Source organism: Leptospira noguchii serovar Panama str. CZ214 (genome assembly GCF_000306255.2).
GTDB classification, from domain to species: Bacteria; Spirochaetota; Leptospiria; order Leptospirales; family Leptospiraceae; genus Leptospira; species Leptospira noguchii.
In genome coordinates, this window is record NZ_AKWY02000014.1 from 1 (window position 1) to 26,573 (window position 26,573).

Below are 26,573 nucleotides of genomic sequence, written 5' to 3' on the forward strand. Positions count from 1 at the left end.
AAAGACTATCGATTTAGATTTTAATCCTCTCGTTTTTTATTACGAACTGATCAGAACTTTTTTGTAATACTTTAACGTGAATTCGGTCTAAGGAGAGATTAAAAGTTGTAAATTGTCTTTAGATCTCAAATTCAAAGACGGTTTTTTGGAAAGAATGAAAATGCAACTAAACCACTTAAAAGATTAACAGCCCAATTGCAAAAACTCCGATGTCTAGTATGTTGAATTTGGCAGATATTTTTAAGTTCATCGTTAACCGATTCAATGATAGCTCTTTTTCTTAGAAGAATTTTATCAACCAAGGGCATTAATTTATTTTTCATATTCTTTTTAAGTTTTGTAATGAGTTGAATTCCCTTTTCATAAAGACTTTCAAATAGAGATTGACTGATGTATCCTCTATCTCCGAAAAGTTTATCGTAAATCTTTTTAACAAGTGGGAAAATCACTTTCGAGTTTCTGTCGTCGACGTTTCCAGGAGTGACCATAAATGATAATATTTCACCTTGATCATTTACGATTAAATGTAATTTAAAGCCGTAAAACCAGCCTGTGCTTGATTTCCCTCGTTGTGCAATGTTTTTAAATACTTTATGAGAATGGATTCTTCTGTTGTCGCATACTTTGAGAATTGTAGAATCAATGAACGATATTCCGGAACATTTTCCCATACAAGTGTTGGATAGAAAGGAAGCTATAACAGCTAACACGTTAGGCATCAGTTCAACGAAACGATTGTAACTTACCGCTTTTGGGAATTCGGATTTCAGATTCTTTTTTATTTCTATCAAATAAAAATTTTTAAATTCTCTATAATGAGAAAGATGAAAATAAACTACGATTGTTGCTACCTCACTCAGGCTGAGCTGAAATTTACGATTTCTTTTTCCTGCCACGGGACTCAATATTTTCCCGTTCCAATTTATTTTTTGTTGTGTACAATAATCGTCTATTGCACAAAATATTGATGTCAGATCCATATTGAACTCCTTTTTGCTGAAAGTTTGGTTCAATATGGATCTGGCGCTTTTGAGTACAAGATCTTTCTCTTTTTTCCCACCTTACGCCGAACTCACGTTAACTATGGAATTTTTCAATAACTCTATCTTAAAGTTAACGTGAGTTCGGCGTAAGAAAATGAGAAATGGTTTTCCAAAATGTGAACTTCTACAATTTAAGAATTGGTTCTATTGGTGATAGTTCCCACAGATTAAGTCACATTACAAATTTTGAAACTTTTGCTTTTTGTATGAGTGAGTTTTCATATTTTAGGAATCGATCTGTAAAGTTCAGGTTCTAGCTTTTTTCAGAAAAGTGAATCATGGATTTTTACGTCGAATTAACGCGAAAGGGATCGATGAATGAACTAAAGCAAAACGCTCTCCTGAACTCAATGCATCGCTCCCTAAGGGTCGCTCTGCAGGGTCGCGTTAACTCAGCAAAACGCTTTTTACGAAAGCGTTTTAGGGTCGATAAATTGAAATTTACGACGATAAGTCGTATAACGTTTCTTTTATACAATTTATTGACCAGAGCGGAGAGCCTGGTCCGGCTGCTTATGGCAACCGGATTTGCCCAGGTTTTCTTACTTTGAACTTTATGTTATACTAATATTCAAAACGTAGAATGGATTTAGCCGGAGTTACGACCTGAAAAAAAGTTTTACTTTGAGAATTTTTAATCAAAGTATCCTTAGGAAAACGGACCAAAAAACGATAAATGTGTTCTGTCTCTGTGGTAACGTCCGAATCATAAATAAAGGAACCCGAAGTATAAGCTCCGGGTGGAGCCGTGTAAAAAGGATAGCCGAAGGTTCCATAGACAGGAAGGGCCGAAAAACGATAGTTACGAACTTTGGAAGTAAAAGACTGAACGTAGTAATTCCAAATCTTATCAGCGAGAACATCGTTTAAGTAAAATTGAAAGTCTAAAAATTCAGGAAGAACTCTTGTTTCCGGAACGATCTGAAAAAGAACATAAATTCCTTCCGAACCGCTGAGGGAATCTACTTCTTTCCATCGTTCTATCCTATCTTTTGGAATTCTGGAAGCTAGTTCGTTTTTGAGATCCTTTCTGATTTCCCCAAGATCGTCTTTTTCGATTTTAGAGGCGGAAACGTAAAAACCAGCTCCGTAAAAAGGAAGTTCGGAAAGACGGTTAGGTTCCCCTTGAAGTTTAAGATTTTTTCCTGAGCAGTCTATTAAAAAAAAAGAATATATTGATATACTGAAATAATAAAATAATTTTAGGAAGGTTATCTGGGGCGTTTTAGAGAAAAAAATCGCCTTCAGATTAACAATTTGGTTCCGCAGGAAGGACAAAAATTGGCTCCATAGAAAACTATTTTAAAACCACATTCATGACAAAATTTGGGAATGACTTCGGACGGGTTTGCTTGTTTTGGAATGATTTGCGCGACGGATCGGATTTTTTCGTCGAAGTCTTCCAACTCCTTAACGATTCCGGAAGAGATGGAATGAAATTCTGACTCAGTGAGTTTGCCGGTATCAAATTCAATTTTTATATCTCTTAGGTTTTCTAAAATTACTTCTCTCCGAAGGACCAGTTCCGACCTTTCGGATTCAATATCGGATGTTTTAGAGTGGTTTACAAATCGGATCCATAAAAACGGAGCAAGAACGATTCCGAGTAGAATGACGTAAAACGGAATGAGTAAAGGGTCCATTATTTTTGTTTTTCCTGTATTTCAGAAAGATATTTCTGAAAAGAATCTTCTACTTGTTTGACTGGATTTCCGGATTCCTGAGTTTGTTTTAAAGAACCAGGATTCTTTCGTTGAATATAAAGATAGATGAGTATGATTCCTAAAAAACCTGCGAGAGCAAGACTTAAGTTGATCCAAGTAGAATCTGGAGTTGCCAGAATATTTTCTCCAAAACCGAAGACGACTGAATTTGCCATTCCGGTATTACCTGCTTCTACAAATTTTTGGATTACAGGATCGGAGAGAGCCTCTTCTCCAAAACCGTGAACCATTTTGTTTACGATTACGTCCGCGGTTTCTCCTTTTTGAATCCGATTTTCTATAAAAAGTTTTAGTTTTGCCGAAACTGTACAATTGTTAAACGAACAACTTTTGATCGTAATTGAAGGGATACAGATACATCTGATTTTAGAAGTTACTTCGTGAAAGGTCCGGATCTGATCCGGTTCTGTTAGGTTGGTAAAAGTGGAGTCAGCTGATAAAGATCTAAGCGAACCGATTAAAACGAATACATTCCAAAAGCTAAATAAAATTAGAATATTATAAAATATTGTTTTCATGATCTGGATTCTCCGATCGGAAGAAGGATTAATAATCCAGAAAAGAAAAATAACAACGAACCCACCCAAATGAATTTTACCAAAGGATTTACCCATACTTCCAGATTGGCTACAAGTTGTCTCGGAAATCGGTTGAAGTTTTCCAATTTACGAACGGGTTGGTTTTCGTTGGTAAAAAGATAATTCATAAAAAGTATTGGAAGGTCAGGATTTTCATCAGAAAGATCGGAATGTTCGATGGCCCCGAGTTGAATATATAAGTCTTCTTTAGGAGTGGAAGAGATTGCGGGTTCACTTGTAGGAATATGAGTTTCAAAGTCTCCACTTAAGTGAGAGATTTGTGGATAAAATCTTCTTTCTGTAACCATCGTAGAAAATTCTTTTAGGTTCCGTTTTACTTGAAAAGTTGCTTCGTGGGAAACGATTACGTTCTGAATGTTGAGACCGTTTTTGGCTTCTCCATTAACGAGAGGTTTGATTTTTAAAGTGTTGGCGGAAATTTGATAGTTGCCTAAAACGCCTGTGTCCTGGCTGGAATATACAATTTCGTTTTTTTCGGGTGCGTTTAAAAAGTAGAAAAACTTAATGGAAGTGTTTTGTTTAAACGCGTTTCCTGCATAACCTATAAAAAGTATCACCATCGCCAAGTGGACTAGATAACCCCCGTATCTTCTTTTATTTTTTAAAAGCATCCTAAATCCGGAGAAAAAATAATTTTCGTTTGGATATACAGTTTTTCTGGCGATGATCCCTCTATGATATTCTTGTAAAATTCCCGCGATTGTAAAAATTCCGAGGCCGACTGCGATCACGGAATAAACTTCTCCTAATACGTCGCCTAAACTATATTCGCTGATTGTAAAGTTACGGGTATAAAATAGAATATAACCTCCAGCTCCTACAATTCCGACTAACAACGGTTTGAGTAAAGTGGAAAAGAAAATCTTATCCGCGCCTTTTCTCCACGCTAGAAGTGGGGCTGAGCCCATCAAAAGGATCAAAAGGATTCCAGCGGGAACTCCCCAAGAGTTAAACCAAGGGGCCTTAAATTCTCTTCCGTAAAGTAGCGGAGAAAATACTCCAAGAAGGATTGCTAGGGTTGCGATCACAAGAAGAAAGTTATTAAAAAGAAAACTTCCTTCTTTAGAAGTCATTGCTTCTAGATTGTGTTTCGGTTTTAGAGAATTCCTGCGGTAGATCAGAAATCCTAAAAAGAATAAAAAGCTGATTCCTATGTAGATAATGAACGGGGTTCCGATTGTAGATTTGGAAAAACTATGAGGACCCTCGAGTACTCCACTTCGAGTGATCCAAGTTCCTAATAAACAAAAATGAAAAGCGAGTATGATCAAAAGCATATTCCAAAACTTTAACATATCTCTTCTTTCTTGGATGATCATAGAATGCAGAAATGCAGTGGATAAAAGCCAGGGCATAAGAGAAGCGTTTTCTACGGGATCCCAGGCCCAGTAACCTCCCCAACCTAATTCTTCGTAAGCCCATTTGGATCCGAGTAAAATTCCGGTTCCTAAAAAAAACCAAGAAAAAATAGTCCACCTTCTTACAAAACGAAACCAGTTTTCGGAAAGATGTCCTGTGATTAAGGCCGAGGCTGCGATTGCAAAAGGGATCGCAAAACTTACGTAACCCACATAAAGAATCGGTGGATGTATGACCATTGCCCAGTGTTGTAAAAGAGGATTTAATCCTCTTCCGGCAACTGCCGCCGGTTGAAATTCTCGAAATGGTTGAGCATCTGGATAAAATACGGCGAGATAAGAAAAAAAAGCAGAGATGACGGCTAACGTTAAATTTAAAATAGGAATTCTATCTTGGGTAAGATCTTTCGTTTGCCAAAGAACGATAAAAGTAAAAATGGAAAGTAAAAGATTCCAAAAAAGTAAAGAACCGGAAGATCCGGACCAAATACTGGTAAGTTTATAAAATAAAGGTAGATGTTCGTTCGAATGCATTACCACGTAATAGTTGGAAAGATCGGTTCTGAATAATTGAACTAGCAAAACTATAAACCCGAAAAAAATGACCGCAGAATTGGCCATCAAAGTATATCTACCTAGTTCGATCGCTTTTTTGTCCCGTTTCCAAATTCCGTAAGAAGTTTGTAGGATCGAAAATATTAGGATCGCAAATGACGTGATAATACAAAGTGCTCCGAAATCATTCATATTAAAAAATTATAATCCTTTTTATTTATTCTCTTCCGAATAATCTGCTTCGTATTTGGACGCACATTTTGCTTCTACATGATCGGAAACGAGTATTCCATCTTTCATATAACCGTCTACCCGAGCGCGTGTGCCTTCTTTAAATGCGTCTGGAAGTAGGGTTTCTCCAGTAAAAAAAACGGGAATTTGTTTATCGTTAAATTCTAAGATGAATTTTGCGGTTTTACCTTCTCGAATGACAGATCCTAGTTTTACAAAACCTCTGACTCTTAAAAGATCGTTTTCGTATTTTGCAGGGGAGGCGGCCAGTTCCGAGGCGTCGAGTAGGGTATAAGAGGTTTCCTTAGAGGAAAAATAAGCGATGGAGCCGAGGGATAAAAGGATAATTCCTGCGAGTATCGTAAATTTTATATTCATCGTTGAAGTTCCGACTGTTTTTCGTTTTAGACCATAAAATCAGAATGGATGGGTGGAGAAAAGTGTAAATCCCCTATTATGGACTTTGTTCAGTGGAATCATCTATTTTGGGAGGTTCGTTTTTTCGATGATTTGTGGGAACTACTGCAAATCAAGATTTTGCAGATGAACTTTGACAATGTGGGAACTACTGCAAATTAAGATTTTGCAGATGAACTTTGACAATGTGGGAACTACTGCAAATTAAGATTTTGCAGATGAACTTTGAAAATGTGGGAACTATTGCAAATTCATTCAAATTTTTTTGCGCCAAATCTGAGTTAGATTATAAGTTTCGGATTCTATGAACCAAAATGCCGATCCATTCCTTAATTGAAATCGTGGAATTTTCAAGGCAACCTGTCGAAGGAAAGAAATTATCCAAAGTCAAAACTGCTTTTTGGGAACGAAAATCGGTAGGGAAGGGAATGATCGTGATTCCATTTTCCTGAAAGATTTCAACTGACCTTTTCATATGAAAAGAAGAAGTCACTAAAATCACCGAATTCCAACCATGTTCTTTGAGAAGTTCTATGGTAAAACTTTTGTTTTCGGCGGTATTTCTACTTTTAGATTCTAAGATCAAAGAAGAATCGGGTATTCCCATTTGTTTTAGAAATCTGCCCGCAGGTTCGGATTCCGGCACAGTTTGATAAAAAAGATTTCCGGAACCTCCGGAAAATAAAATCTTAGGCGCTTTTTTGGCTTTGTAAAGTCGGACTGTTTCGGTAAGTCTTTCCGCGCTGTTAGAAAGGTCCACGGGTTCGTCATGAATACTTAATGTAGAAACCATTCCACCTAACACAAGTATAACGTTCGCTTGTGGAAGTTGTTCCAGAGAAACCGGAGGATAATAAATTTCTAAAGATTGAATCAGTTTTTGGGAAACCGTACTTGTGGATAAGATCCAAAGAAACAAAACGGGGAGCCAAACGGAAAATTTTTCTTTCCATTTTTTGAGTTTTGCACCTACAAGCAAAAGAATCAAAAGGACCAACGGTAGAGGGAATAGAATCAGAGTGGCGAGTTTTGAAATAGAAAATAAGATCGTGGACATTTAAATTTTTTCTCCTGATTGTTAGAACAAAAAAAATTACCTAAAAATAACGTGAGTTCGACATAAGAAAACCGGGCGAATCCGGCTTGCCACAGGCAGCCGGCCGGGCTCTCAGCTCTGGTCAATAAATTGCATACAGGAAACATAATACAACAATCGTCTTTAGATTTAATTTATTGACCCCGCATCGATCCCTTTCGCGTTACGCCCTGCTCACGTTAAAAATATGTCTTCAAAATTAAACAAGTCTCTATAATTTTTAGTTAAAAAATTAAAAACCGCTATAAAGGCAAAATAATAACTTAAACATTCAGAAACAATGGATAATTGGCCAGTAGCCCAATTTTTTATACTTCCCATAGAGTTATTACCTGTGAATTTAATGATTTAAAGTAAGACGATAATCTACTTTCACCTAACAACAAAACAAATGTGGCAACGCCTGGAGTGCGGGCTCGCATTAGCAATTCCGAACGCAGCGAGAAGCAGAAGTTAGGCGTAATCGCCCTCTTTAAAAGTTAGAACCAATTCTCAACTTTTAAGTTTGGAATTCTTTTGAACACTTTTTCAGGGACTACTTAAGTCGTGTTCAACGTTTTTCGAAGATGTTTTCAATGATTCAATCCACTTCCTTCACAAACAAAGGAAGAAATTTATTTAACACCGCTGGCACTGAATAACCTGTTGGGTTTCAATCCACCTCCTTCACAAACAAAGGAAGAAATGATAGAATATTCCACCCCAGGTTTTGTCTAAAGATAGTTTCAATCCACTTCCTTCACAAACAAAGGAAGAAACAATATTGTCTGCAAAGAATGAAAGAAGTATTTGGTTTCAATCCACTTCCTTCACAAACAAAGGAAGAAATAATATCGTTATCGGAACAATCTGGTCGCCACGCCTGTTTCAATCCACTTCCTTCACAAACAAAGGAAGAAATAAGTTCGAACTTCTGGAGAAAGCAATTCTCCAAAAGTTTCAATCCACTTCCTTCACAAACAAAGGAAGAAATAGCGGCTATAAAGGTCCTAATCTATGTATTAGAAAAAGCTTTATTAACTTTTCTAGACATAATTATCGCGAACCTAATTTACCATGCTATATAAATGCTAAGCAAACCCATCCAATCCACAAATGGCGGTTACTTGCTGGAGCGCGAAAGGGCCGCCATTGATCGGGAGAAACAGGTTCGCAAAAAGCGTTTTATCATAAAATGATCTGCTTTTTAAAGTCAAGAAAATTAGATTCCAGATTGTTAGGTTTCTGTGACTAAAAAGATTGATTTTGAAATTTAACTTAAATTTCATTCAAAAATCTTTTTATTCTTGTTGAGATGATTGTCCAGACGCTGGACTTGAAGACTTGATTAACTCAGAAACCATAGCGTCCAGAATTTTGGCCAAACTGGATTTGTTTCTAAAATTTGCAGGACCTTATTATAAGTAAATGATGGAATATTATAAAAATATAGAAGCTCTAATAGATTGTGTATTTCCGAATTTATGGTTTATCGAAGAAAAATCCATAGTTTAACATTTGGGATAAAAACATAACAAGGTTTTTAAACAAAGAACGATAAAATAAACAAACTACAAAACAAATTGAAAGTATTTTTAATATATCTTCTGCGCCAAAAAGGAGTATAAAACCATTATTAATAATTATTTTATAATATTTTAATGTAAAAACTTAAAATATTGTTCAAAGAGAATTTAAATTGAACTTTGTTAGTTTTAAAAATAAAATTCAATTAATGATTTGGAAGGTATAATTTTATACCAAAGCGGTTAACGTTATTGGAACGATCATTATATAATGTATAAAATAAAAACGAAAATAAAGATTATTTTTAAAATAACAAAAGTCTAACTAGATGAAATAAGGAGGGTTCACAATGAATGCAATCACGATTTTTGCGCTTGCGTTGTTGGCAGTTCCTGTTTTTGCCCGTTTTGCTCGGGTGACAAAAGAAGCGATGGGTAGGTATCACTTGATTGGCTTGGGAGGATTGTTTTTAATTTTGGGCGAAGCAACCCGAATGACTGCAGACAAAATTTCTCCAATTGCCACACTACTACCTATAATTGACATTGTCACTGTGGTATTAGCATACGCGGGGGTTCTTTTCGGGACACTATGGTTATCAGTGTATTATATAAAACACCCGAATGAAATTTGAAAATTCTTAAGCAAGAATGATAAAAAGGGCGGGTTCTTAATCCCGCCTTTTTTATGAATAGCTCATATTCTTTTTGATTATTGTAATAGAGTCGTTGAAAAATGAATTCTCTATCTGTTTCATGGAAACGGTCGATTGAAACAGTTTTGTTAATCGGCACTATGGAATTTTTCAACAACTCTAATACAAAACTACGAGATTATTTAAAAAGTTGGAATGAATACCCCTTTAAAAGAACATGCAAAATAGGTTTTATAGGTGGAATCATATTAACTAATGTGAATTAACGCGAAAGGGATCGAAGCGGGAGAACGCTTTCTCAAACTCAGCGTCTCGCTTCTGGAAACTCAATTATCACTCCCTATGAGTCGCTTCTGCAGGTCGCTCGACAGATCGCGTTAAACTCAGCAGAACGCTCTCTATGGATCGCGTTCTAAATTGAAATTTACGACGATAAATCGTATAACGTTTCTATATACAATTTATTGACCAGAGCTGAGAGCCCGATTCACTCAGACTTTCTTACGTCGAATTCAAGTTAAATAAGATTTGGACTTTGAATGTGGCATATTAAAAATGACTTATACTAAAATTTTTCCGGTTTCTTTAAAAACGAAAAGTAATAATCCAATGAATGCAAAAAATATAATTTCATTCTTGCAGAAATAATCAAACAAAATGAACCAAGACGAACCGATTCGACATTCTATTCTTTATGTAACCGATCCTCTTTGTCCCTGGTGTTATGGCTTTGGTTCTGTTATGGAAAAGATAAGGGAAGAATACAAAAATAAAATCCGGTTTTCTCTTGTGTTAGGCGGTCTACGTTTTGAAGACGGTGCTGAACTCTTAACGCCAGAGTTAGCGAGAATTTTAAAACACGAATGGAAAGACGCAGAATCTATTACAAAACAACCGTTTTCATTGGGGTTTTTAGAAAGAACGGATTTTCGATATGATTCATTTTTAGCTTGTAAAGCAGTAATCAGCATACAAAAAATAAAGCCAGAAATAGCATTCGAATATTTGAATGCACTTTCTAAATCTTTTTATTTCGAAAATCAAGATCCAACTTCCTTTGAAACTTTTGTAATGTTATCCGAAAAGTTCGGAATTACTGCTCAAAAATTTCAATCTATATTTGAAGACACGGATCTGGAAACCAGAAACGACTTCTACTATGGTTTTTCTTTGGGAGTAAGCGTGTTTCCCAGCCTTGTTTTTTCGGACGGAATTGAAAATGGAATTTTGACAAGGGGTTATTGTACGTTTGAACAAGTGGATTCTATTCTCAAGGAATATTTTAGAGAATTGCGATATACTTGAATACTATTTTGAGAATCCATTTTAGTCTTTAAAAAGTTCTTTGGAAAATTCAATATAATTCGAAGAGTTCTTTCCAAATTTAAATTCAGCGTATAAAAGTCCGTGTTTTTTTCGGAGAATGTCGTATTTCTCCCGAGCGATGTCGTCTCGATTTTTTTTAGAAAGTCGATAGGCTCTTTCGTAACAATTGGAAAGAAAACCTTGAGCTTCGGAATCTTCGTAGTATTTATTTCCGATTTGGATATATCTTTCTAAAATATCCATAGCTTGCAGAAAATTTCTTAAAGCAAGTTGATGTTTGATATATTCTCTATAAATATTAGCTTGTAGATCTCGAAACGTATCCGTATCTTTAACTTTTTGATTTTGAATTCTTTCCAAAAAATTCATGGAAGAAACTAAAAGATGGATAGAGTCGGATCTGGATTTATTCAAGTCTCTGGTAATGGCTCTTTCAAAATTTTCGCGGCGACTTTTTTTTTGCCATTCGTAACGATCTGCTTCGAAGTTTAAGCTATCGAATTCTTTTCGTTTTAGATTCACTAATTCGTTTGTTTTCCTAAAATGATCTACGGACTTTAAAAAGTCTTCTTTTGCTTTTTCAAAAAGATTTTTGGAATTTTCTTCGCTTGCGTCGCCTAACAGATCCAGATCCTCAAATTGAAGAAAATCCTTTCCCCAATCGGAATCACCACTACTTCCATCCGGAATTAAAATTTCGATTTTCTTTTCGTTGGGAGTTGATTCACTCCAGAGTAATAGAGGAAAAAGAAATAAGATTGTAAGAAATCTAAAATAAAAATGTTTCATAGGAAATCTGTTCGAATCTAAAACAAGTTCAAGAATCGACTTCGAAAAAAAAATATCTTAGGTCAATTTAGGATTGGTCTGAAATTTGCGTCATCAAAAAATTAGATTCAAAATAAACGAGAAAGAGTAATGAAATGAAAGAAGTCTCCGTTCCAGCAATCAAAAGAATCGCGTTGATCGCCCATGATAATCGTAAAGAAGATTTAGTAAATTGGATAAAAACTCATAGAGAAATTCTTTCAAAACATCAGTTATATGGAACCGGAACGACTGGAAAATTGATAAGCGAAGAGACCGAACTTCCGGTTTACAGATTTCTTTCTGGGCCTCTGGGAGGGGATCAGCAAATCGGCGCTAAGATTGCTGAAGGAGATTTAGATATAGTAATTTTCTTTTGGGATCCACTAACGGCTCAACCTCATGATCCGGATGTAAAAGCCTTGTTAAGAATTGCGGTTTTATACAATGTTCCTATGGCTTGTAACCGATCCACTGCCGATTATATGATTAGTTCTCCTAAATTTACAGAGGCTTATAAAAAGATTCTTCTGGGTTATAATACTAGAATGAAAAAAGATTGATTCAAATAAAGCTTTTATCCAAAAGCTATTTTGAATATAGTATGCTAACTTTAAAAAACAGATGCAGAATTTCTTAAATGTTTGTATTCATAGTATCGTTTATTAGAAACTATATCAAAGATATTTTATCTTAGCGCATTATTTGAACGCATGAAATAATATTAAGTTAAGCTTGTTTAATGTAAATTCAGCAAAAAAATTAGGGCGAATCCGGCTTGCTATAGCAAGCCGGACCGGGCTCTCCGCTCTGGTCAATAAATTACATGCAAGAAACTTTAAATAAAATATCATCTTCAGTTGTAATTTATTGACCTCGCATCGATCCCTTTCGCGTTTGTTGATGAAATAAATGTGGTTCGTTACTCGGATGTATAAAAAGCTAGGCTGTTTCAAAATTTAAAATTTCCTTTTAAAAGTCAAAATTCCGAGTTAGAAGCAATTTGAAAACTTTCACATCTTTGGTAAAATCAACTATGTATTTTATTTTAAAACACTCTTTCAGTGTAAAATATTGAGAGCTTTATTATATAACTCTGGACAAATGTCACGTAATAGATTGATCAAAATGTTTGAGTTACTACTCAGACTCATAAAAATAATACCAAGTTATTAACGGTCGAATTTATAAAAAAATAGCGATACTTAAAAAACAACACAAATGCAAGATTTACGGCATTTTAGAGCAGGACCAAAACATTCAAATTATTGAAACAATCTAATCCAAGTATTCTACTTATGCATCCGAGTAGTAAGCGCAATTTAAAAAAAATCTTGAGCGAATGATGAAGTTTTGTTGAAAAATAAATTTTCTTCTGTTTTTTTCATTAAGACGAATAAATCATGCTATTTTTCTAATATTGGATATAAAATTCTCAATAGCTCTAATATAAAAAGATAATTTATGAATTCACTTTTAGTGTCGATCCAGAATCTATTTTGTATTTTAAAGAATCGTTCAAAGTTGATTTATCCTTTGCAATTTTCTGAAGGAGCTATTTCAACTATTCGAACTCATCTTGTAGGACGACCTGAAACAGCGTTTCAAGTGAAACTAGAAAGAAAACACGAACATACAAAAGTTCAAGTAGGTTATGATCGAAAAAAAGGAATAAAAACCATATACTCTTATCCGATCGAGTTAGAAATTTCTAAAGAGGATGAGATTTGTTTGGAAGGTTCTATGATCGACTGGGATTCTGAAAAGCATGAATTTAAAATTTATCCAGATGTAGATTTGGAAATAAAATATAATGTTATTCTAAATCGTTTTGAAATACAAGTTAATCGGAGTGTATTCGAAAATAATAAAGTGAGAATTTATACAGAAGCTACTGGATTTCCGAGTTGGTTTCCTGTTCGAGATAGGATATTAGAAATTAATAAAGTAGAAATCAGGGGAAGGGTTTGGAAATTGACTTTAATAGATCGATACCAATCGGAAGAAAATATGAAAATTGAAAGTTCAATAGTAAACGAAGTATTGGATTATTTCAGCAATTTTCCTATACATCAAAGTTAACGTTTCCAGATTACCCTATCTCCTTCCGAAATCGTTTTTAAGCCGTTGATTCCATTATCGGGAACAGCTCTGGAAAGAAAGTAATCGATTTCTTCTATTGTAGCCTCTCCAGATTTTCCGGAACTGTTGTGTATCTGAATTTTACTTCCTTTCTTTAGGCCGTCAAGGGCTCCTACATTGATTATTAGGTCTTCATCCTTTACTTTTAAGACGGAACCACTTGGAGGGATAGAAGCTAAAATTTTAGAAACAGACCTAACAACTGCCTCTGGTATAAAATCTCTTCCTTTTGAGAATATTCTAAATGTAGAAAGTATTTTTTCGTGTTTGGAATCTTTAATCGTCCAATCTATGAGTATAGAATGATTTTCGTATTTTAGAGAACCATAAATTAGAAACCTAGGTTTGATTCCTTTTTTTGAAGAGTCTTTGATCTTGAGATATGTGGATTCTGTATAAGGTAGAATTCCAGTATAAGGAGTTGCTTTGATTTCAGAAGATGGGTTACTACGAGCGAATTCTAAAACCTCTGAAAGAGTGATCGTAGGATTTAAAGAAAGATTTTTACGTATGGAAGAAGAAATTAGAAATGCCAAATCTGGATAATCTCCTAAAAAGGATTTATCTAAAAGATCAAACATTAATAGAACGGGCGGTGTTCTACCATAATTTTCAACAAGATTGTCTCCTGTAATTTCTATTAAACCTTCTCTATAAGCTATTGATTGTTTAATAGAGTTCAGAATATTTTCGATTTCATACTGATACTTTTGATTTTCTGAATATTTCTTTCTTAAAAATAAAAGAAGGTTGAGATAACGCGGAAAAAATCCAGTTCGTTTATATTCTGATAAAGTTTGAAATTGAACTTCTGGTTGACCCGGAATGAGTTCCCTCGCACAAGAAAGATGATGAGAAGCCATATCATAAAGAAGGGAATTTTTAGAAGAACGAAAACGTTGCATTCTATATTCCCCTAATTTTCTTCTGAAAGAATGGTTTTCAGGAAAATGATCGAGTGCAATTGACTCCGCCTTTTGCCTTGAAATAGAATCTAAGTCGTCTAACTTTAATATTTCGATTAAATCGTTTTTAAGCGTATCTTTGGAAGAGTCGTTTGTGTTTTTTTCTTCCGCAAACGCTTTTAAATAAAGATACAAAGGGTTTTGAGGATAGATAGAAACGAGTTTACGGGAAAGTGATTCTGCGGATTGAAAGTCTCCTTGCCATATTCTGATTTTTGCAAGTGCGTTGATGGCTTCTTCAAAATCCGGATATAAAGAAATTGCCCTTTCTAATTTTTCGGAAGCGATTTCTAATTTTTGTTTTTTTTCTGGATCAAAACTTTTTTCGGACCAATCTATTAATAATGAAGCCATATTAAAAAATAAATCTGGATCGTCTGAAGAAGAAGCAAGTGTCGCGTTCCAAATATGATAAGATTTGGAAAAGTTACCGGTTTTGCCGTTTACCTTGGCCTCTAAAATTTGAACTTCTTTAGAGTTTTGGAGTCTGGATCTTGACGCTTCCAGTTTTTTGAGGGCGGATTCGTAATGTCCCATTTCTAAAAGGATCTGAATTTGAATTGGAGCTAGGATTGGATCAAACGGGTCTGTTTCAAGGGAAGATTTGATTAAATTTAGAGAATTATTATATTCTTTTTTACGAATGTATCCTAATGCGGCCCCTTTGATTGCGGCTTTATTTTCCGGTTCTAATTTTAATACTTTGTTATAAGCGTCTAGAGATTCTTTGTCCTTATGAAGATGTTGTGCAGCTTCTGCAAACCCAAGTAAAGAACGAGTAGACATAGGGTTAAAACGAGAGGCTTCGGAAAAAGATTGATAAGCGGCAGTGTAATTACGGTTTTTAAGAAAAGATTCCCCTTCCTGGATTTTTCGAACCGTGTCTTGAGAATGAGTTGATCCGATGGATAAGTATAAAATTAAAAATACTAGATAATAGAGGGAAGGTTTTTGTAAAAAACTTAAAATCATTTTGTAAAAAATCCAGCTTCTGTTTTTCCAGATGTGTTTCTAAAATTCGCTTCTATAACTAAGGGAATGTAAAAATCTTTTTTATCCGCGTCGATTCTACTTTTGAAAGATACGATATAACGTCTGTCTTTATGAGATAAAAAAGAGTTATAAAGATTTTTTTCTGATCCTTCGCCCGGAATTAAGATGAACTTTCCTCCGGTAGAATTGGCGATCATTTTATAAGTTTCAACCGCTGGTCCCGAATCTGAAAGTGATAAGAAATAGATTGGAATTGAATGTGCTTTAGAGTAGCGAATGATTTTTTCAGATGAAATTTGAGTAAAGGAATCCGAATACGAATTTCCTGAAACTAAAACTAATACAATTCTGGGGCCAAGGCGTCCGAGCAAGTCCGAGATTCCCCTATAAATTGCTTTTCCTGTTTTGGAATTAGAATCAATATGAGAAGTTCTTAATATTCTAAAAATATCATGCATCGAGTAGTTAAAATCAGAGGCCTTGATTAATTCCGTTCCTGAACGTAGTACTTCAATTCCGTCGTATTGTCGAAGCGAAGTTAATAGTGGTTTTAAGGACTTTTCAAAGACAGGATAAGCCGCTTTAATTTCGGGAGTATTTTCATAAACGAGGGATAAAGAGATTCGGTTATTAAATTGTCGCATGTCCGCAAGACCAATCAGAGGAGAAAGATTCCCATATTCATAAACCTTAAAAGAGTTTCTTGGAATTGTTTTGATGTCTCTACCCGATCGATCCCTTACTCGTAGAAATACGGAAATATCCGGATAATCATGATTTAAAACTTTTTCCAACACTACATCCATGTTAGAAGATAATTGGTTAGAAGGACTGAAAATTTCTACTCGATGCCGATTGAAATCTGCAATGAACTGTGTTCCGGTGTAATCGAAGGTAGAAGAGAATGGTTGATTCAGTTTTCGGACGACATTTTTTGAATCTCGAAAAGAATCTAATAATCTCCAAGTATTGTCTATGGTATTGTAAATGACGAGTCCCGACTTTTCATCGGAAATATAAATTTCGTTTTTTCGAATTGTTAGATTGCGGGGAGAGGATAGTATGTTTGGGTTTGTAATTTCTCGAAGAAAATTCCCTTCCGAATCAAATACCGCGATTCGGGAATTACCCCGATCAGCTACGTAGATTTCTCCTTTGGAATTGACTTTCAGCCCGGATGGGTTGCGTAGAATTCCGACCCCAATTTCTTGTAGAAAGGTACCATCCGGCTTTAATTTTTGGATCCGATTATTTCCGGAGTCTGAGACATAAAGATAACCGTTCTTTGTATAAAATATACCGGTCGGTCCATGAAACGTACCGTTTGTTTTTCCAGAACTTCCGAATCGATTGATATACTCGCCTCTTGTATTAAATTCGTAAATTTTATCAGCTTTAAAATCGGCCACAAAAATTGAATTTGCTCTCAATGAAAAAAATAGGGGACCCGTTAAATTCCGACCTAAAGATCCTTTGAAGTTATCTATAGGGTTGCCGTTCGGATCAAATTTTACAATATTTGCTGTATCAAAGGAGAGGACATAAAGAAATCCATCATCATCAACGGCTACATCAGACGGATTTCGGAATCTAAAACGCCTGAGTTCATCACCTAAAATTGCTGAGTAGTAGCGGACTGTTAAATCTTGACTTCCACCGGCTAGATTAATTCTCAAAGCATCTAATCTTGCTTTTTGAATTTGATTTAGTCCTGTCGTACCTTCGATTTGTTCTAATTCCGACATACTTTCAGGCCAATCTCCGGAGAGATAGTATGAGTTTGAAAGCAGGAGTCGAGCCAATGTGAAATCATTTTTAATTGAAAGTGCTTTTAAGAAGTTCTCTCTTGCCGATGAATACTGAGAATTATTAAAATAAGAGAACCCTCGTGTGAATTGAGTTCTTGCTTCTTTTTCTTGAATGGAGAAATTGGGAAGTCCGTCGGAACTCAAAGAAAACGTAACGAAAATAAAGACTAAAATAATGAGAAATCTATGAAAATACATGAATGCCTATTTTTGCCTCTATCTCTATGAGCAACTCTAAGAGACATAATTTCAAGAATTTTTTACTGAGGATACAACAATAGAATCTATGCCTTATTTAATGTGAGTTTGTTAGGTTTTAGAGTAGCATTTGTAAAAGGGAAATTCTATAAAATTCAAAAAGAATAGAGTTGTTGAAAAATTCCATAATTCAGATCAAAAAACTGCTTTAATTTACCGTTTCCATGAAACAGAAACTGATTGAGAATTAATTTTTCAACAACTCTAATGATTTAAAAATCAAATTTTTGCATGAAATCGCTTTTTATAGCTCTCACAAAAATTAAAATCTAATTTGTTAAGATAAATTTCTCTAAAATTAATTTTTAATTTGATTAAATGGTCTTTAAAACTACGATTTTTTTATACGGAAATTTGAGATTTGAAAATCCACTAATTCTGAATTTTGTAAGTTCTCTCTTAGTTAGGTTTTTTTGTTATATTAAAAAAGTCGGAATTTCGACTCGGTTCCAGATTTTACAGAAAAATAGAGTGATGTACAATTAATTCAAACTCAAATTTGATTGAATGATAAGAAGTCAAAGCCAGTAAAAACTCTACCTTGATTTTAAAAAAGGAGATTTTGCGAAAACTTTATGACTTTGTTTCCAATTTTGATGATGCTTTTGCCAAATTTCTCTTTTTGCTCGGTTTTCGGAAAGTTCTGATTTAGTTTCTCGAATCAGAAAATCTAAAATTAAGATATAATTTCTAAAACGTACTTCAAAATGATTTAGTTTTTCTTCTAAGGAAATTTCCATTTCTTCTTTAAATATCGGATCTTGCCGATAAAAAATAGAAAAAAATTATGCGCTATTCAATTCGAAATTTTTTCCAAATAACATTTTCTTTGAAATCATTTTATGGTTAGAAAAAATTTTAAAGTAAAAATGAAGATGAATTTTTTGTTTCCCTAATTTTATAAGTTCTTCTGCTAAATTTATAATCTGCAAGTCTTCTTCTCGGTCTAAATCGACAAGCCGAGAAAAGAGTCTGCATATGGATAGACCAAAGTAAAATCCAATAAACTTTGCTTCATACCAATCTTGATGGTCTGGACGAAAAGAGTATCTAATCAGTTGTTGATTTTTAGATTGATAAAGCGTTCTTCTAAACGCAGTATCTGGGAATTTAGAGGATAAATTTTTTTTTAGAAATTTAAGAATCAAATAATGAAAGTAATTCTTTAAATTTTTATGTTTTTTAATTTGCTTATGTAAATAACTTTCTAGGTGTATCGGGATCAATAAGTCGGAAGGTCCGGAATTCTTTTTTGACTTTCCTTTAAATTCAGTAAAATTTTTTAGATAGTGTTTTTGCATTCTTATCTCCTCTTTTAATGCAGTTCCAGGAGATATAAAAAGGGCTATATAAATTGAAAAAAAATTTAAGGAAGTCTCTATAAAACGAATTTTTTAATTTTATAATGGTCGTAAAACAGCAATTTCGCGCAGAAATTTGATTGAGCGATTATTTTATAGAGTTTCTTTCTATTTAACGTGAGTTCGGCGTAAGAAAATTTGGCGAATAAAAAAACTTAATGAGATGCGATCGAGTTAATTAAAACATCTCAGGGCCGTTCGATGACGTAATATAATAATCGCTTTCGCATGGTCATCACGTTATAATGAAAGAATACTAAAAAAGTATAAATCATATAATATAACGGTTTCTGTGGGAACTATTGCATTTACCCAAAGATTCAAAAATGATTCATTCTAAGGTTTAGGAAGAGATTTTTTAATGTTCTTCTAAAGCAAGATTTCTAAAACCTTATCTTTGGTAAAATCGATCGTTAATTTTCGATGCTATTTTCATGTGTCTCGGTAGTCAGTCACTCTAAAATGTCGGAGTTATTTGAAATTGAAATTTTGCAGTCGGTTCTTAAGAAAAAGAATTTAAAACCGCTACATGAACCTCTACAGATTCTGATAAGGCAGTTAAGTCGTAACCTCCTTCTAAAAAGGATAGAACTTTGCCATTGCAAATTCTATCTGCGCTTTCTAAAATGATACGAGTGAGGTCTTCGAATCCTTTTGTTGTGATGTTCATTCCTCCGAGAGGATCTTCTTTATGTGCGTCAAAACCTGCAGAAATCAAAACGACATTTGGCTTAAAACGTTCCATTGTAGGAACAACGATCTCTTTAAATTTCTGGATATAAGCTTGGTTTTCAGAATTTACTTGCATAGGGATATTTTTTGTAGTTCCAATACCTTTTCCTTTACCGGTCTCCGTTACTAAACCAGTCATTGGATAAAATGGAAATTGATGAATCGATAGATAAAAAATATTTGGATCTTCATAAAAGATTTCTTGTGTTCCATTTCCGTGATGGACATCCCAATCAATAATAAAAATTTTTTTAAATCCATTGTTTTGTAAATACCGGGCAGTAATGGCAACATTGTTTAACATACAAAAACCCATGATACGATTATGCCCTGCATGATGACCTGGGGGCCTAAGAAGAGAAAAACCATTTTTGATTGTTCCCGAGATTAAGGATTCCGACAATGTTATTCCAGAATTTGCAGCGGAATAGGCTGACATCCACGATTTTTCCGTAAAAGGAGTATCTGAATCAAAATAACCTCTTTTTTCTTTGGAGTTTTCAATTTTTTGAATCTGATTTTTAGAGTGAATTTCATTGAGGAATTCATGAGGGAACGTCTTCATTTCGGGAAAAAATAAAGAATTAAAATAACTGCTTTGATGTAATCTGTTCAAGCATGCAAGTAATCTGTCAGAATTCTCATAATGTGGGATTTCAAAATCTGCATTGTGGTAAAGAAAATCTTGAGAGTAAATAAAACCTGTCGTCATTTTTGTTCCCCAGCTTTTTTATTGTGGATGGTTAAGAGATTTTTATCTTTTATAAAACAAAACTCAGGTTTTTCAACGTAAAGAAGCAAATTTCATGTATCTTTGTAGTAATTGAATTGTTTTGTCGGGAATTTGAAAAGTAGTCTAAATTTTATTTCGGAATTGAATTTATTTTTCAGTTAGACGTAATGAATTCCGACATTTAAAAAGGTTAGAGCTTATATTAGATGTACTATATCCAATAATAGTATTATTCTAAGATCAAATATAGGATTCTTGTGATAGGTTCTAAAAAGATTTTTTGATTTTTTATAACTTTTTAGCCCCTATGTATTATATCGTTCTAATTATTATTTGTTTTCTTTGGACTTCTTCTGCGTATTCTGATTTTGATCTTCCTTTTCCAATAAAAAATATTAAGAAACATTCGGTTCCTTTTGAATCTTACAAACAAAAGGTCGGATCTCCTGAAATTTTAAAAAACAATGAAAATTATAGACCTCTTACGGAAATACAAATCGGATCTACTAAGACTGAGTTGCGAATAGAATCTTTCAAATTTAAATCACCTAAAAAGGATAAAACCTTTAAAATAGAAGTCGTAAAGACCCAGAATGTGGAAAATTCTTTAAAGAATTCCGACTTAGAAGTGATTTCTAATATTAAAGTTCCAGAATTTTCCAGAGGAATTTATATTTCACAGAGAACCTTAAAGAAAGAGAAAGAATTTAATGATCTCAGAAAAAAAGGAAAACAGTATGGGATTAATTTTCTCGTAATTGATATTCAACCTTCAGTTCCGTCTAAGGAAATTGTAGAAACTTTGATAACAGAAGGATTTTATCCTGTCGCCAGAATTGTGAATTTCGACGGAGGACTTCCGACAGAAAAACCGTCCATCCAAAGAATCAATTCAGTTCATAAGTCGATTCAAGCTGCTTGTAAATCCGGTTTTCCAGAAATTCAATTAGATTACATTCGTTATGCAGATAATCTTAACTTAAAACTAACCTACGAAATGCGATATAAAAATATCGCTGAAATTATTAAGGGTATCAGAAAAGAGACTCTTAAATGTAATCATCTTCCTTATATTGGGGCGGATATTTTTGGTCGGATCCCATTCAACCAAAACGATATGATTGGACAGAAAGTAGAAATATTTGCCCAACTTGTGGATGTAATTTACCCAATGCTTTATCCATCTCACTTTTATGGTATGTCCGATAAAATCAAAAACCCGTATCAGACCGTGTATGACGGAACTTTTCTTACCATTAAAAGATCTTTAAAAACGACAAGAGTTATTCCTTACATTCAAGGTTTCAATATGTCTGTAGGAAAGTCGGGACTCACACTTCCAAATTATATCAAAGCTCAAATAAAAGCCTCTTACGATAGTGGAGGACATGGATTTGTAGTTTGGAATGCCTGGAATGATTACGAATCTACTTTTCAAGCTTTGAAAGATTACGAGAAAGAAACAAAGAAGAACTAATTTATAATTTTCTCAAATATGAGAATTTCTATATTTTTACGATTTTACTGATCCTTACATAATAGAGTATAAAAGTATAAAATGAATTTTAGCCGATAAAAATGGAGGAACTAGAACTACTGCATTGTTATGTTTAAAAATAGAGGTCTGGAATTGAAATTTCTTAGACCATAAACTTAAAAATAAGACGCATTTGTAAAAACTACTATCTTTATAGTCCTTTAAAAACAGGTTTTCTTTTTTGTTCGATCGCTTTTATTGTTTCCTTAAAATCAGAAGAAATGAAATTTTTTGCCTGAGATTCTGCTTCTTTTTTAAGAGCGGCTTCTAATTTTTCCTTATCGTAGGTGTTCTTTTTTAATTCGCTAAGTGCTAAAGGAGCGCTTTCGGATAATGCAATTGCAATTTCAGTTGCTCTGCCTAAAACTTCTTTTTGGGGAACTGAGTCGTTACACAGTCCAAGTCGGAAGGCTTCTTCACCATTTAATGTTTCCGCTAAAAATAAAAGCCGGTTGGCAATGTGAGTCCCGAACAATTCTTTCACGATATAACTGGAACCCATACCAGGGTGAATTCCGAGTTTAACGAAGTTAAATTGATACTTGGCTTCGTTGGCAAAAATACGAACATCGCAGGCGAATGTAAGTGAAAATCCCGCTCCGATTGCGTGGCCGTTTGCAGCGCAGACTACTGGAATATCCAAACGTCTTACGGATAAGAATAGATTGTAGAATTCGAACATCGTCTTTTTGTTCGTTTCGTAGTCTTTGGTTGAAAAAGACTTTAATAATTCAAAATTACCGCCAGCTGAAAAAATGTCGTTTTTTCCCGTTAGAATTACGACTCTCGGCTTATTTTGTTCTGGAGTTTCTATCAAACTTTCGATGATTTTTTTGAATTCTAAGCCCATTTCACGAGTCATAGAATTTCTGGTTTCAGGATTGTTGAGGCTTAAAGTCAGGATTTTGTTTCCTGAACCCAGATCGATCGTGTCTTGGTCTATGAATCCCATTAAACTGCTTTTTTCTCCAATTCGAAGCTTTCATACCAGATTCGGTCGGATATGGTCAACGGTTTTTCTCCGATTCCCATTTGAGTATAATATTCGAGAAGGGTTTCCAGGTGAATTGCTTCTTCGTCTTCCAAGGTCCAGAAAGTAGAGTCAATGGACTTTGAAATTAGAGCTTGGCCCCTGATGGAATCTTGAAAGTATTCTGGTTTTCCAGAAAAGATTAAATGTGCAGAAATAAGATCGAATCGAATCGTTTCCAGGATTTTTTTGAATTCGACTTCCGACTTTTCGAAGTATCTAGATGCGATTTCGGTTTGAAAGTAGTCTCCCCACGTTAGAATATCCGGTTCTACTCCTGTTTTCTCTTTGATTTGCTCAATCTTATCTTTCTCAATAAAAGGAGTAACCGCAAATCTATCTACAAGTTCTTTCAGTGCAATCAGATTCAGAATTTTTCCAGCTGACAGCTTTCCTTGTTTCATCATATCAAACAATTCGGGATTGAGTTCCGACTTTCTTGTATCCATACATTCTTTTTCGGGATATTTCCAAACCTTCCTGTGGATTTTTTCTGGATCTATCCAAAAACTATTTCAGTAATGCGAATTTGATTTTTCTAAGTATGGTTATTTTTAAGATTTTTTTAACAGCGTGTGAGTTCGTTATAAGTAAGAGGTTGGTTTTATAAATTTTGATTTTTTGATAGAAAAAATGAAATCATTACGAAGACGATTGATTACGAGTTTGTCTGAAAGATTACAAACTATCTCAAAAATACTTTATCTTTGCTTAAAATGCCGATTCAAGATATTTTTTAGAATGTAGGACCTTTATAAAACCAATTTTTAACTTTATTGATGGTCGCAAAACAATGATTTTGTGCAGAAATTTGATTAGCCGATCATTATTTGAGATTTTATAGAGGTTCCGTATTTCTATCTGATGTAATGGACTTATTTGAGTTATGTCTCGTATGATTGACGTATCGTTAAGTAAGCAGTTGATAGAAAATTTTAACGCTTACTGATCTATAAAGTTGAGTATCTTAAATTTTTACCGCAAAGTGTTATTCTAAACTAAATTATTGGTACTCTTCTTATAGTTCTAAGTAGTAACTGAATTCCGACCTATAGAAGGCCGATATTCAAGATAGAAATTTTCTCTCAATAAAAAATTTATGGCAGTCGGAAGATCGGACAGTTTACAGGAACTCATTACAATTCTGGAAACAATGTTTGGAGAAACGATCATCGGAACCGACATCAATCTTGTAAAACACCTATTTTATTATCTCAAAGCGGATGATGTGGAATTCCCATTTGATTACGACGGACAAAGATTTTTTGCCGTTGTGGAAAATATAGAAGAAACTAGCGTAAATCTAAGAATTTCCGGTGCAACACAAGGGCTAACCCTAAGAGCCAAAATCAGTTTTGAAATCATGAACATTCTTTATCAATTCGAGGTTATAATTCTTGAATTTATGGAAGATTCGATTGTTCAAATCCGAATTCCGTCGGAACTACAAGCTGCCTCTTTTAGAAAAAATGTCCGTGTGGCCGTGGACGATCTATTTATGAATTATGTGATACTTTTCAGATCGCTTTCTGGCGGAGGAAGAGAAATCGGCAGAAATATACAAGTGGAACAAAGATTTAATAATCTCATGAGGGAAATTAAAAAGGATAATCCTGATTTAAGGTTAATAAATATTATAATATCCGAATATATTTCGAATGTTTCGAAAGAATATGAAATCGTGTTTTTCTCTCAACATAGAGAAGAGACATTTTTAGATTCTTTTATTCGTAGACACGACCGGCCAGTGTTTATACCGGATACTTCCTTAATCATCAATTATATACGTGAAGATGAAAATTCAGATCCGATTGGTAGGAACTACCGCGAAGAATATATGAGAATGGTTCTTGAAAACGGTCAAGACTATGCAGACAATTTTTTTAGAGAGCTTCAAAAAAAAGAGATCAGGGAATTCGTGATTTCTTATATAGTATTACCAATTCGATTGTTCAACGATGTAGTAGGTTACATTCGAGTTTATACATCGGCCATGGATCGTTTCTCCATTACACCTTCTCAAGTTGGTTATTTAATCGAACTTGCGGAAATTTTTAGTTATTCTATTACTAAAATTTTTATTCGAGAAAATAACTATGGAAATGCAAAATCAGGAACTAGGGTGGTTGACATTAGTATAAATGGGCTTTTGTTTGAAATCGAAGAGAAAAGAATTTTTCAATATTTAAAAAAACATAATATTATAAAAATATTTATTCCGGTTTCAGAAAAAACTCTGATTTTAAGGGGTGAAGTCGTTCGATATATTGTTGTCGATGAAAATAGATATCATCTTGGGGTAAATTTTTTCGATTCCAATCCAGACGATATGTTGATTCTACAAAAATATATTTTTACTAGAACTAGAAGAATTCTTTCGGAATAAAAAAGGATTTTAATGTTTGAGAATACTCGAAAAGTTTTGAAATACATAAATTAAACAGGATCAGTTTAAGGATTTTAAAACATAAGTATCTCCCGGAACTGAAGTCGGTTTAAATACTTTATATTTTTCTAATGAATCTGCAAATTTGGTTTTTAAAATTTCTATTTCTTCCGATTCGCCTAAACCACTTTGGCCCGTATCGGATGTCAATTCGGAGATCTTATCTAAATAGAGTTTAGAAGCCAAAAGATAATTTCTATAATCTGAAGGATTGAGTTGGATCGCGTTTTTTGTAAGCTTTTCGGAAATTTCGAAATACGCGTCTGATTTTTTTCGATCTGCGGAGGAAAAAGAAGGACCGGATTTAGGTTTTTCCTTATAAAGATAATAATAGGTTAGGGCGGAATGAGTGAGAAGTTCAGAATCGGATCGAGTCAGTTTGAAAGCCTCTTGAATTACTTCCATTGATTTAGAAAGAATAGACTGATTTTTAAAACCTTCCGTGCCATATTTATGATTTAAGTAATCTATGTATTCAGTATAAAACTCAAGTTCTTCTTGAGAATTTTCGAAACGTTTGCGGTTATTCCAAGCCATAGAAAATTCCGATCCGGCTGAAACGTAGGCCTCTCCCGTTTTTTTATAAAGAAGACCTAAACGGAAATGTCCCATAGGAGAAGAAGGATCCAGACTGATAGTATGTTTGTAAGATCGGATCGCTTCCGCAATTTCATTTCTGGAAAGATGATAGTCTCCCATTTTTCTTTGAACGATTGCCGGTTCTATTTTTTCGGAAACTAAGGGAGCGGCCACCATTAGATTTTTATTTTTAACAAGAGCAAGATTTCCAATTCCTCTTGCTCTTTTGCCAATAAAAGAAGTTTGAAAAATAGATTTGATTTCGATCTGCGCGACAATGTTGCCGTTTTTATAATTCTTATGATCAAAATCTTTTTCGATGAGATATAAAGTCTGACCTACCCTAAGACCAGGATCAAAGTTGATTTTGATGGTGACTAGATCCGCTCTTGTATCAACACCGATGTCAAGGTGTTTGTTTTTTCCTTTTTCTTCGATCGGCTTGACCTTATCATATAAAACGGTTTCTCCTATAAGAATCATCTTTTCCTTTTCCGGTTTTCCGGGATCCCTAAAAGCATAGACAAGTTCTCTAGAAATCAGATTTCCGAAGGAAGAAATCAGAAGAAGGACTGGAAAAAAAGAACGAAAGAATCTCACTTTACAAAGATCGGCGAATTTTACGAACTTACCACGAAAAAAGCATCGCTTTAAAGTAGAGAAAATCATTTC

Annotated in this window: 21 protein-coding genes and 1 pseudogene; 6 read left to right on the top strand and 16 right to left on the bottom strand. The window is 34.2% G+C overall.

The genetic code is table 11. The annotated features are described in order from the left end of the window. Positions 1–87: 87 nt before the first annotated feature. The 7 genes and pseudogenes from LEP1GSC059_RS05155 to LEP1GSC059_RS05190 all read right to left on the bottom strand — a co-directional run bounded on the left by LEP1GSC059_RS05155 (position 88) and on the right by LEP1GSC059_RS05190 (position 6,984). Positions 88–980, bottom strand: a pseudogene (locus LEP1GSC059_RS05155) (IS982 family transposase). Between the two features lie 627 nt (positions 981–1,607). Beyond that, entirely contained in the window at positions 1,608–2,321 is a 714-nt protein-coding gene (locus LEP1GSC059_RS05165; protein ID WP_020980447.1) for a hypothetical protein, read from the bottom strand. Further along, positions 2,288–2,686 carry a zinc ribbon domain-containing protein gene (locus LEP1GSC059_RS05170; RefSeq protein WP_017215549.1) on the bottom strand — a complete coding sequence of 133 codons (399 nt, stop codon included), beginning with the start codon at positions 2,684–2,686 and terminating at the stop codon, positions 2,288–2,290. Before LEP1GSC059_RS05170 ends, LEP1GSC059_RS05165 begins: the two co-directional genes overlap by 34 nt. Beyond that, positions 2,686–3,285, bottom strand: coding sequence for a cytochrome c-type biogenesis protein (locus LEP1GSC059_RS05175; RefSeq protein ID WP_002180557.1), 600 nt, complete (start codon positions 3,283–3,285; stop codon positions 2,686–2,688). Before LEP1GSC059_RS05175 ends, LEP1GSC059_RS05170 begins: the two co-directional genes overlap by 1 nt. After that, positions 3,282–5,471 (bottom strand): heme lyase CcmF/NrfE family subunit, encoded by a 2,190-nt coding sequence (locus tag LEP1GSC059_RS05180; protein ID WP_002180559.1) that lies wholly within the window; start codon positions 5,469–5,471, stop codon positions 3,282–3,284. The genes LEP1GSC059_RS05175 and LEP1GSC059_RS05180 overlap by 4 nt, the downstream gene beginning before the upstream one ends. A 21-nt stretch (positions 5,472–5,492) precedes the next feature. Further along, complete coding sequence (locus LEP1GSC059_RS05185) at positions 5,493–5,888, bottom strand: cytochrome c maturation protein CcmE domain-containing protein (RefSeq protein ID WP_002180541.1); 396 nt, start codon at positions 5,886–5,888, stop codon at positions 5,493–5,495. 325 nt (positions 5,889–6,213) lie between these two features. Then, the gene (locus LEP1GSC059_RS05190; protein WP_002180496.1) at positions 6,214–6,984 is read right to left on the bottom strand and encodes a YdcF family protein; all 771 of its coding nucleotides are present in this window, start codon (positions 6,982–6,984) and stop codon (positions 6,214–6,216) included. Positions 6,985–8,878: 1,894 nt separating this feature from the next. Between LEP1GSC059_RS05190 and LEP1GSC059_RS05200 the strand changes: the two genes are divergently transcribed. Together LEP1GSC059_RS05200 and LEP1GSC059_RS05205 are read left to right on the top strand one after the other, a co-directional pair. After that, positions 8,879–9,163 carry an LIC10816 family protein gene (locus LEP1GSC059_RS05200; RefSeq protein WP_002153556.1) on the top strand — a complete coding sequence of 95 codons (285 nt, stop codon included), beginning with the start codon at positions 8,879–8,881 and terminating at the stop codon, positions 9,161–9,163. Between the two features lie 678 nt (positions 9,164–9,841). Then, complete coding sequence (locus tag LEP1GSC059_RS05205) at positions 9,842–10,489, top strand: DsbA family protein (protein WP_002180484.1); 648 nt, start codon at positions 9,842–9,844, stop codon at positions 10,487–10,489. 21 nt (positions 10,490–10,510) lie between these two features. Here LEP1GSC059_RS05205 and LEP1GSC059_RS05210 read toward each other — a convergent pair whose 3' ends face one another. Further along, positions 10,511–11,299, bottom strand: coding sequence for an FcpA-related putative periplasmic flagellar protein (locus LEP1GSC059_RS05210; protein WP_017215551.1), 789 nt, complete (start codon positions 11,297–11,299; stop codon positions 10,511–10,513). 134 nt (positions 11,300–11,433) lie between these two features. On the opposite strand from LEP1GSC059_RS05210, the gene LEP1GSC059_RS05215 reads away from it, so the two are divergent. Further along, a complete protein-coding gene (locus LEP1GSC059_RS05215; RefSeq protein ID WP_002180510.1) occupies positions 11,434–11,880 on the top strand; it encodes a methylglyoxal synthase in 447 nt (148 codons plus the stop codon). A 901-nt stretch (positions 11,881–12,781) separates the two neighbouring features. Then, positions 12,782–13,399, top strand: a complete 618-nt coding sequence (locus tag LEP1GSC059_RS05220; RefSeq protein WP_017215552.1) for a hypothetical protein — start codon at positions 12,782–12,784, stop codon at positions 13,397–13,399. On the opposite strand, the gene LEP1GSC059_RS05225 is transcribed toward LEP1GSC059_RS05220, so the two are convergent. From LEP1GSC059_RS05225 to LEP1GSC059_RS05245, 5 genes are all read right to left on the bottom strand, one after another. Then, on the bottom strand, positions 13,396–15,396 hold the full coding sequence (locus LEP1GSC059_RS05225; protein ID WP_017215553.1) for a tetratricopeptide repeat protein: 2,001 nt from the start codon (positions 15,394–15,396) through the stop codon (positions 13,396–13,398). The genes LEP1GSC059_RS05220 and LEP1GSC059_RS05225 overlap by 4 nt on opposite strands. Continuing rightward, positions 15,393–17,423, bottom strand: a complete 2,031-nt coding sequence (locus LEP1GSC059_RS05230; protein WP_002180506.1) for an NHL repeat-containing protein — start codon at positions 17,421–17,423, stop codon at positions 15,393–15,395. Before LEP1GSC059_RS05230 ends, LEP1GSC059_RS05225 begins: the two co-directional genes overlap by 4 nt. A gap of 596 nt (positions 17,424–18,019) precedes the next feature. After that, entirely contained in the window at positions 18,020–18,223 is a 204-nt protein-coding gene (locus LEP1GSC059_RS05235) for a hypothetical protein (protein WP_002180529.1), read from the bottom strand. Between the two features lie 45 nt (positions 18,224–18,268). After that, complete coding sequence (locus LEP1GSC059_RS05240) at positions 18,269–18,784, bottom strand: DUF1564 family protein (protein WP_002180455.1); 516 nt, start codon at positions 18,782–18,784, stop codon at positions 18,269–18,271. Positions 18,785–19,346: 562 nt separating this feature from the next. After that, entirely contained in the window at positions 19,347–20,288 is a 942-nt protein-coding gene (locus tag LEP1GSC059_RS05245) for a histone deacetylase family protein (protein ID WP_017215554.1), read from the bottom strand. Positions 20,289–20,616: 328 nt separating this feature from the next. On the opposite strand from LEP1GSC059_RS05245, the gene LEP1GSC059_RS05250 reads away from it, so the two are divergent. Beyond that, a complete protein-coding gene (locus LEP1GSC059_RS05250) occupies positions 20,617–21,786 on the top strand; it encodes a putative glycoside hydrolase (protein ID WP_017215556.1) in 1,170 nt (389 codons plus the stop codon). A 211-nt stretch (positions 21,787–21,997) separates the two neighbouring features. On the opposite strand, the gene LEP1GSC059_RS05255 is transcribed toward LEP1GSC059_RS05250, so the two are convergent. Both LEP1GSC059_RS05255 and LEP1GSC059_RS05260 read right to left on the bottom strand, forming a co-directional pair. Beyond that, positions 21,998–22,798, bottom strand: a complete 801-nt coding sequence (locus LEP1GSC059_RS05255) for an enoyl-CoA hydratase/isomerase family protein (RefSeq protein WP_017215557.1) — start codon at positions 22,796–22,798, stop codon at positions 21,998–22,000. Continuing rightward, positions 22,798–23,325: a hypothetical protein gene (locus LEP1GSC059_RS05260; protein WP_002147666.1), complete on the bottom strand. Its 528-nt coding sequence runs from the start codon at positions 23,323–23,325 to the stop codon at positions 22,798–22,800. The genes LEP1GSC059_RS05255 and LEP1GSC059_RS05260 overlap by 1 nt, the downstream gene beginning before the upstream one ends. Before the next feature lie 650 nt (positions 23,326–23,975). On the opposite strand from LEP1GSC059_RS05260, the gene LEP1GSC059_RS05265 reads away from it, so the two are divergent. Further along, on the top strand, positions 23,976–25,262 hold the full coding sequence (locus LEP1GSC059_RS05265; RefSeq protein ID WP_002180456.1) for a DUF1577 domain-containing protein: 1,287 nt from the start codon (positions 23,976–23,978) through the stop codon (positions 25,260–25,262). Between the two features lie 60 nt (positions 25,263–25,322). On the opposite strand, the gene LEP1GSC059_RS05270 is transcribed toward LEP1GSC059_RS05265, so the two are convergent. Beyond that, positions 25,323–26,570 carry a tetratricopeptide repeat protein gene (locus LEP1GSC059_RS05270; protein ID WP_017215559.1) on the bottom strand — a complete coding sequence of 416 codons (1,248 nt, stop codon included), beginning with the start codon at positions 26,568–26,570 and terminating at the stop codon, positions 25,323–25,325. Positions 26,571–26,573 lie beyond the last annotated feature (3 nt).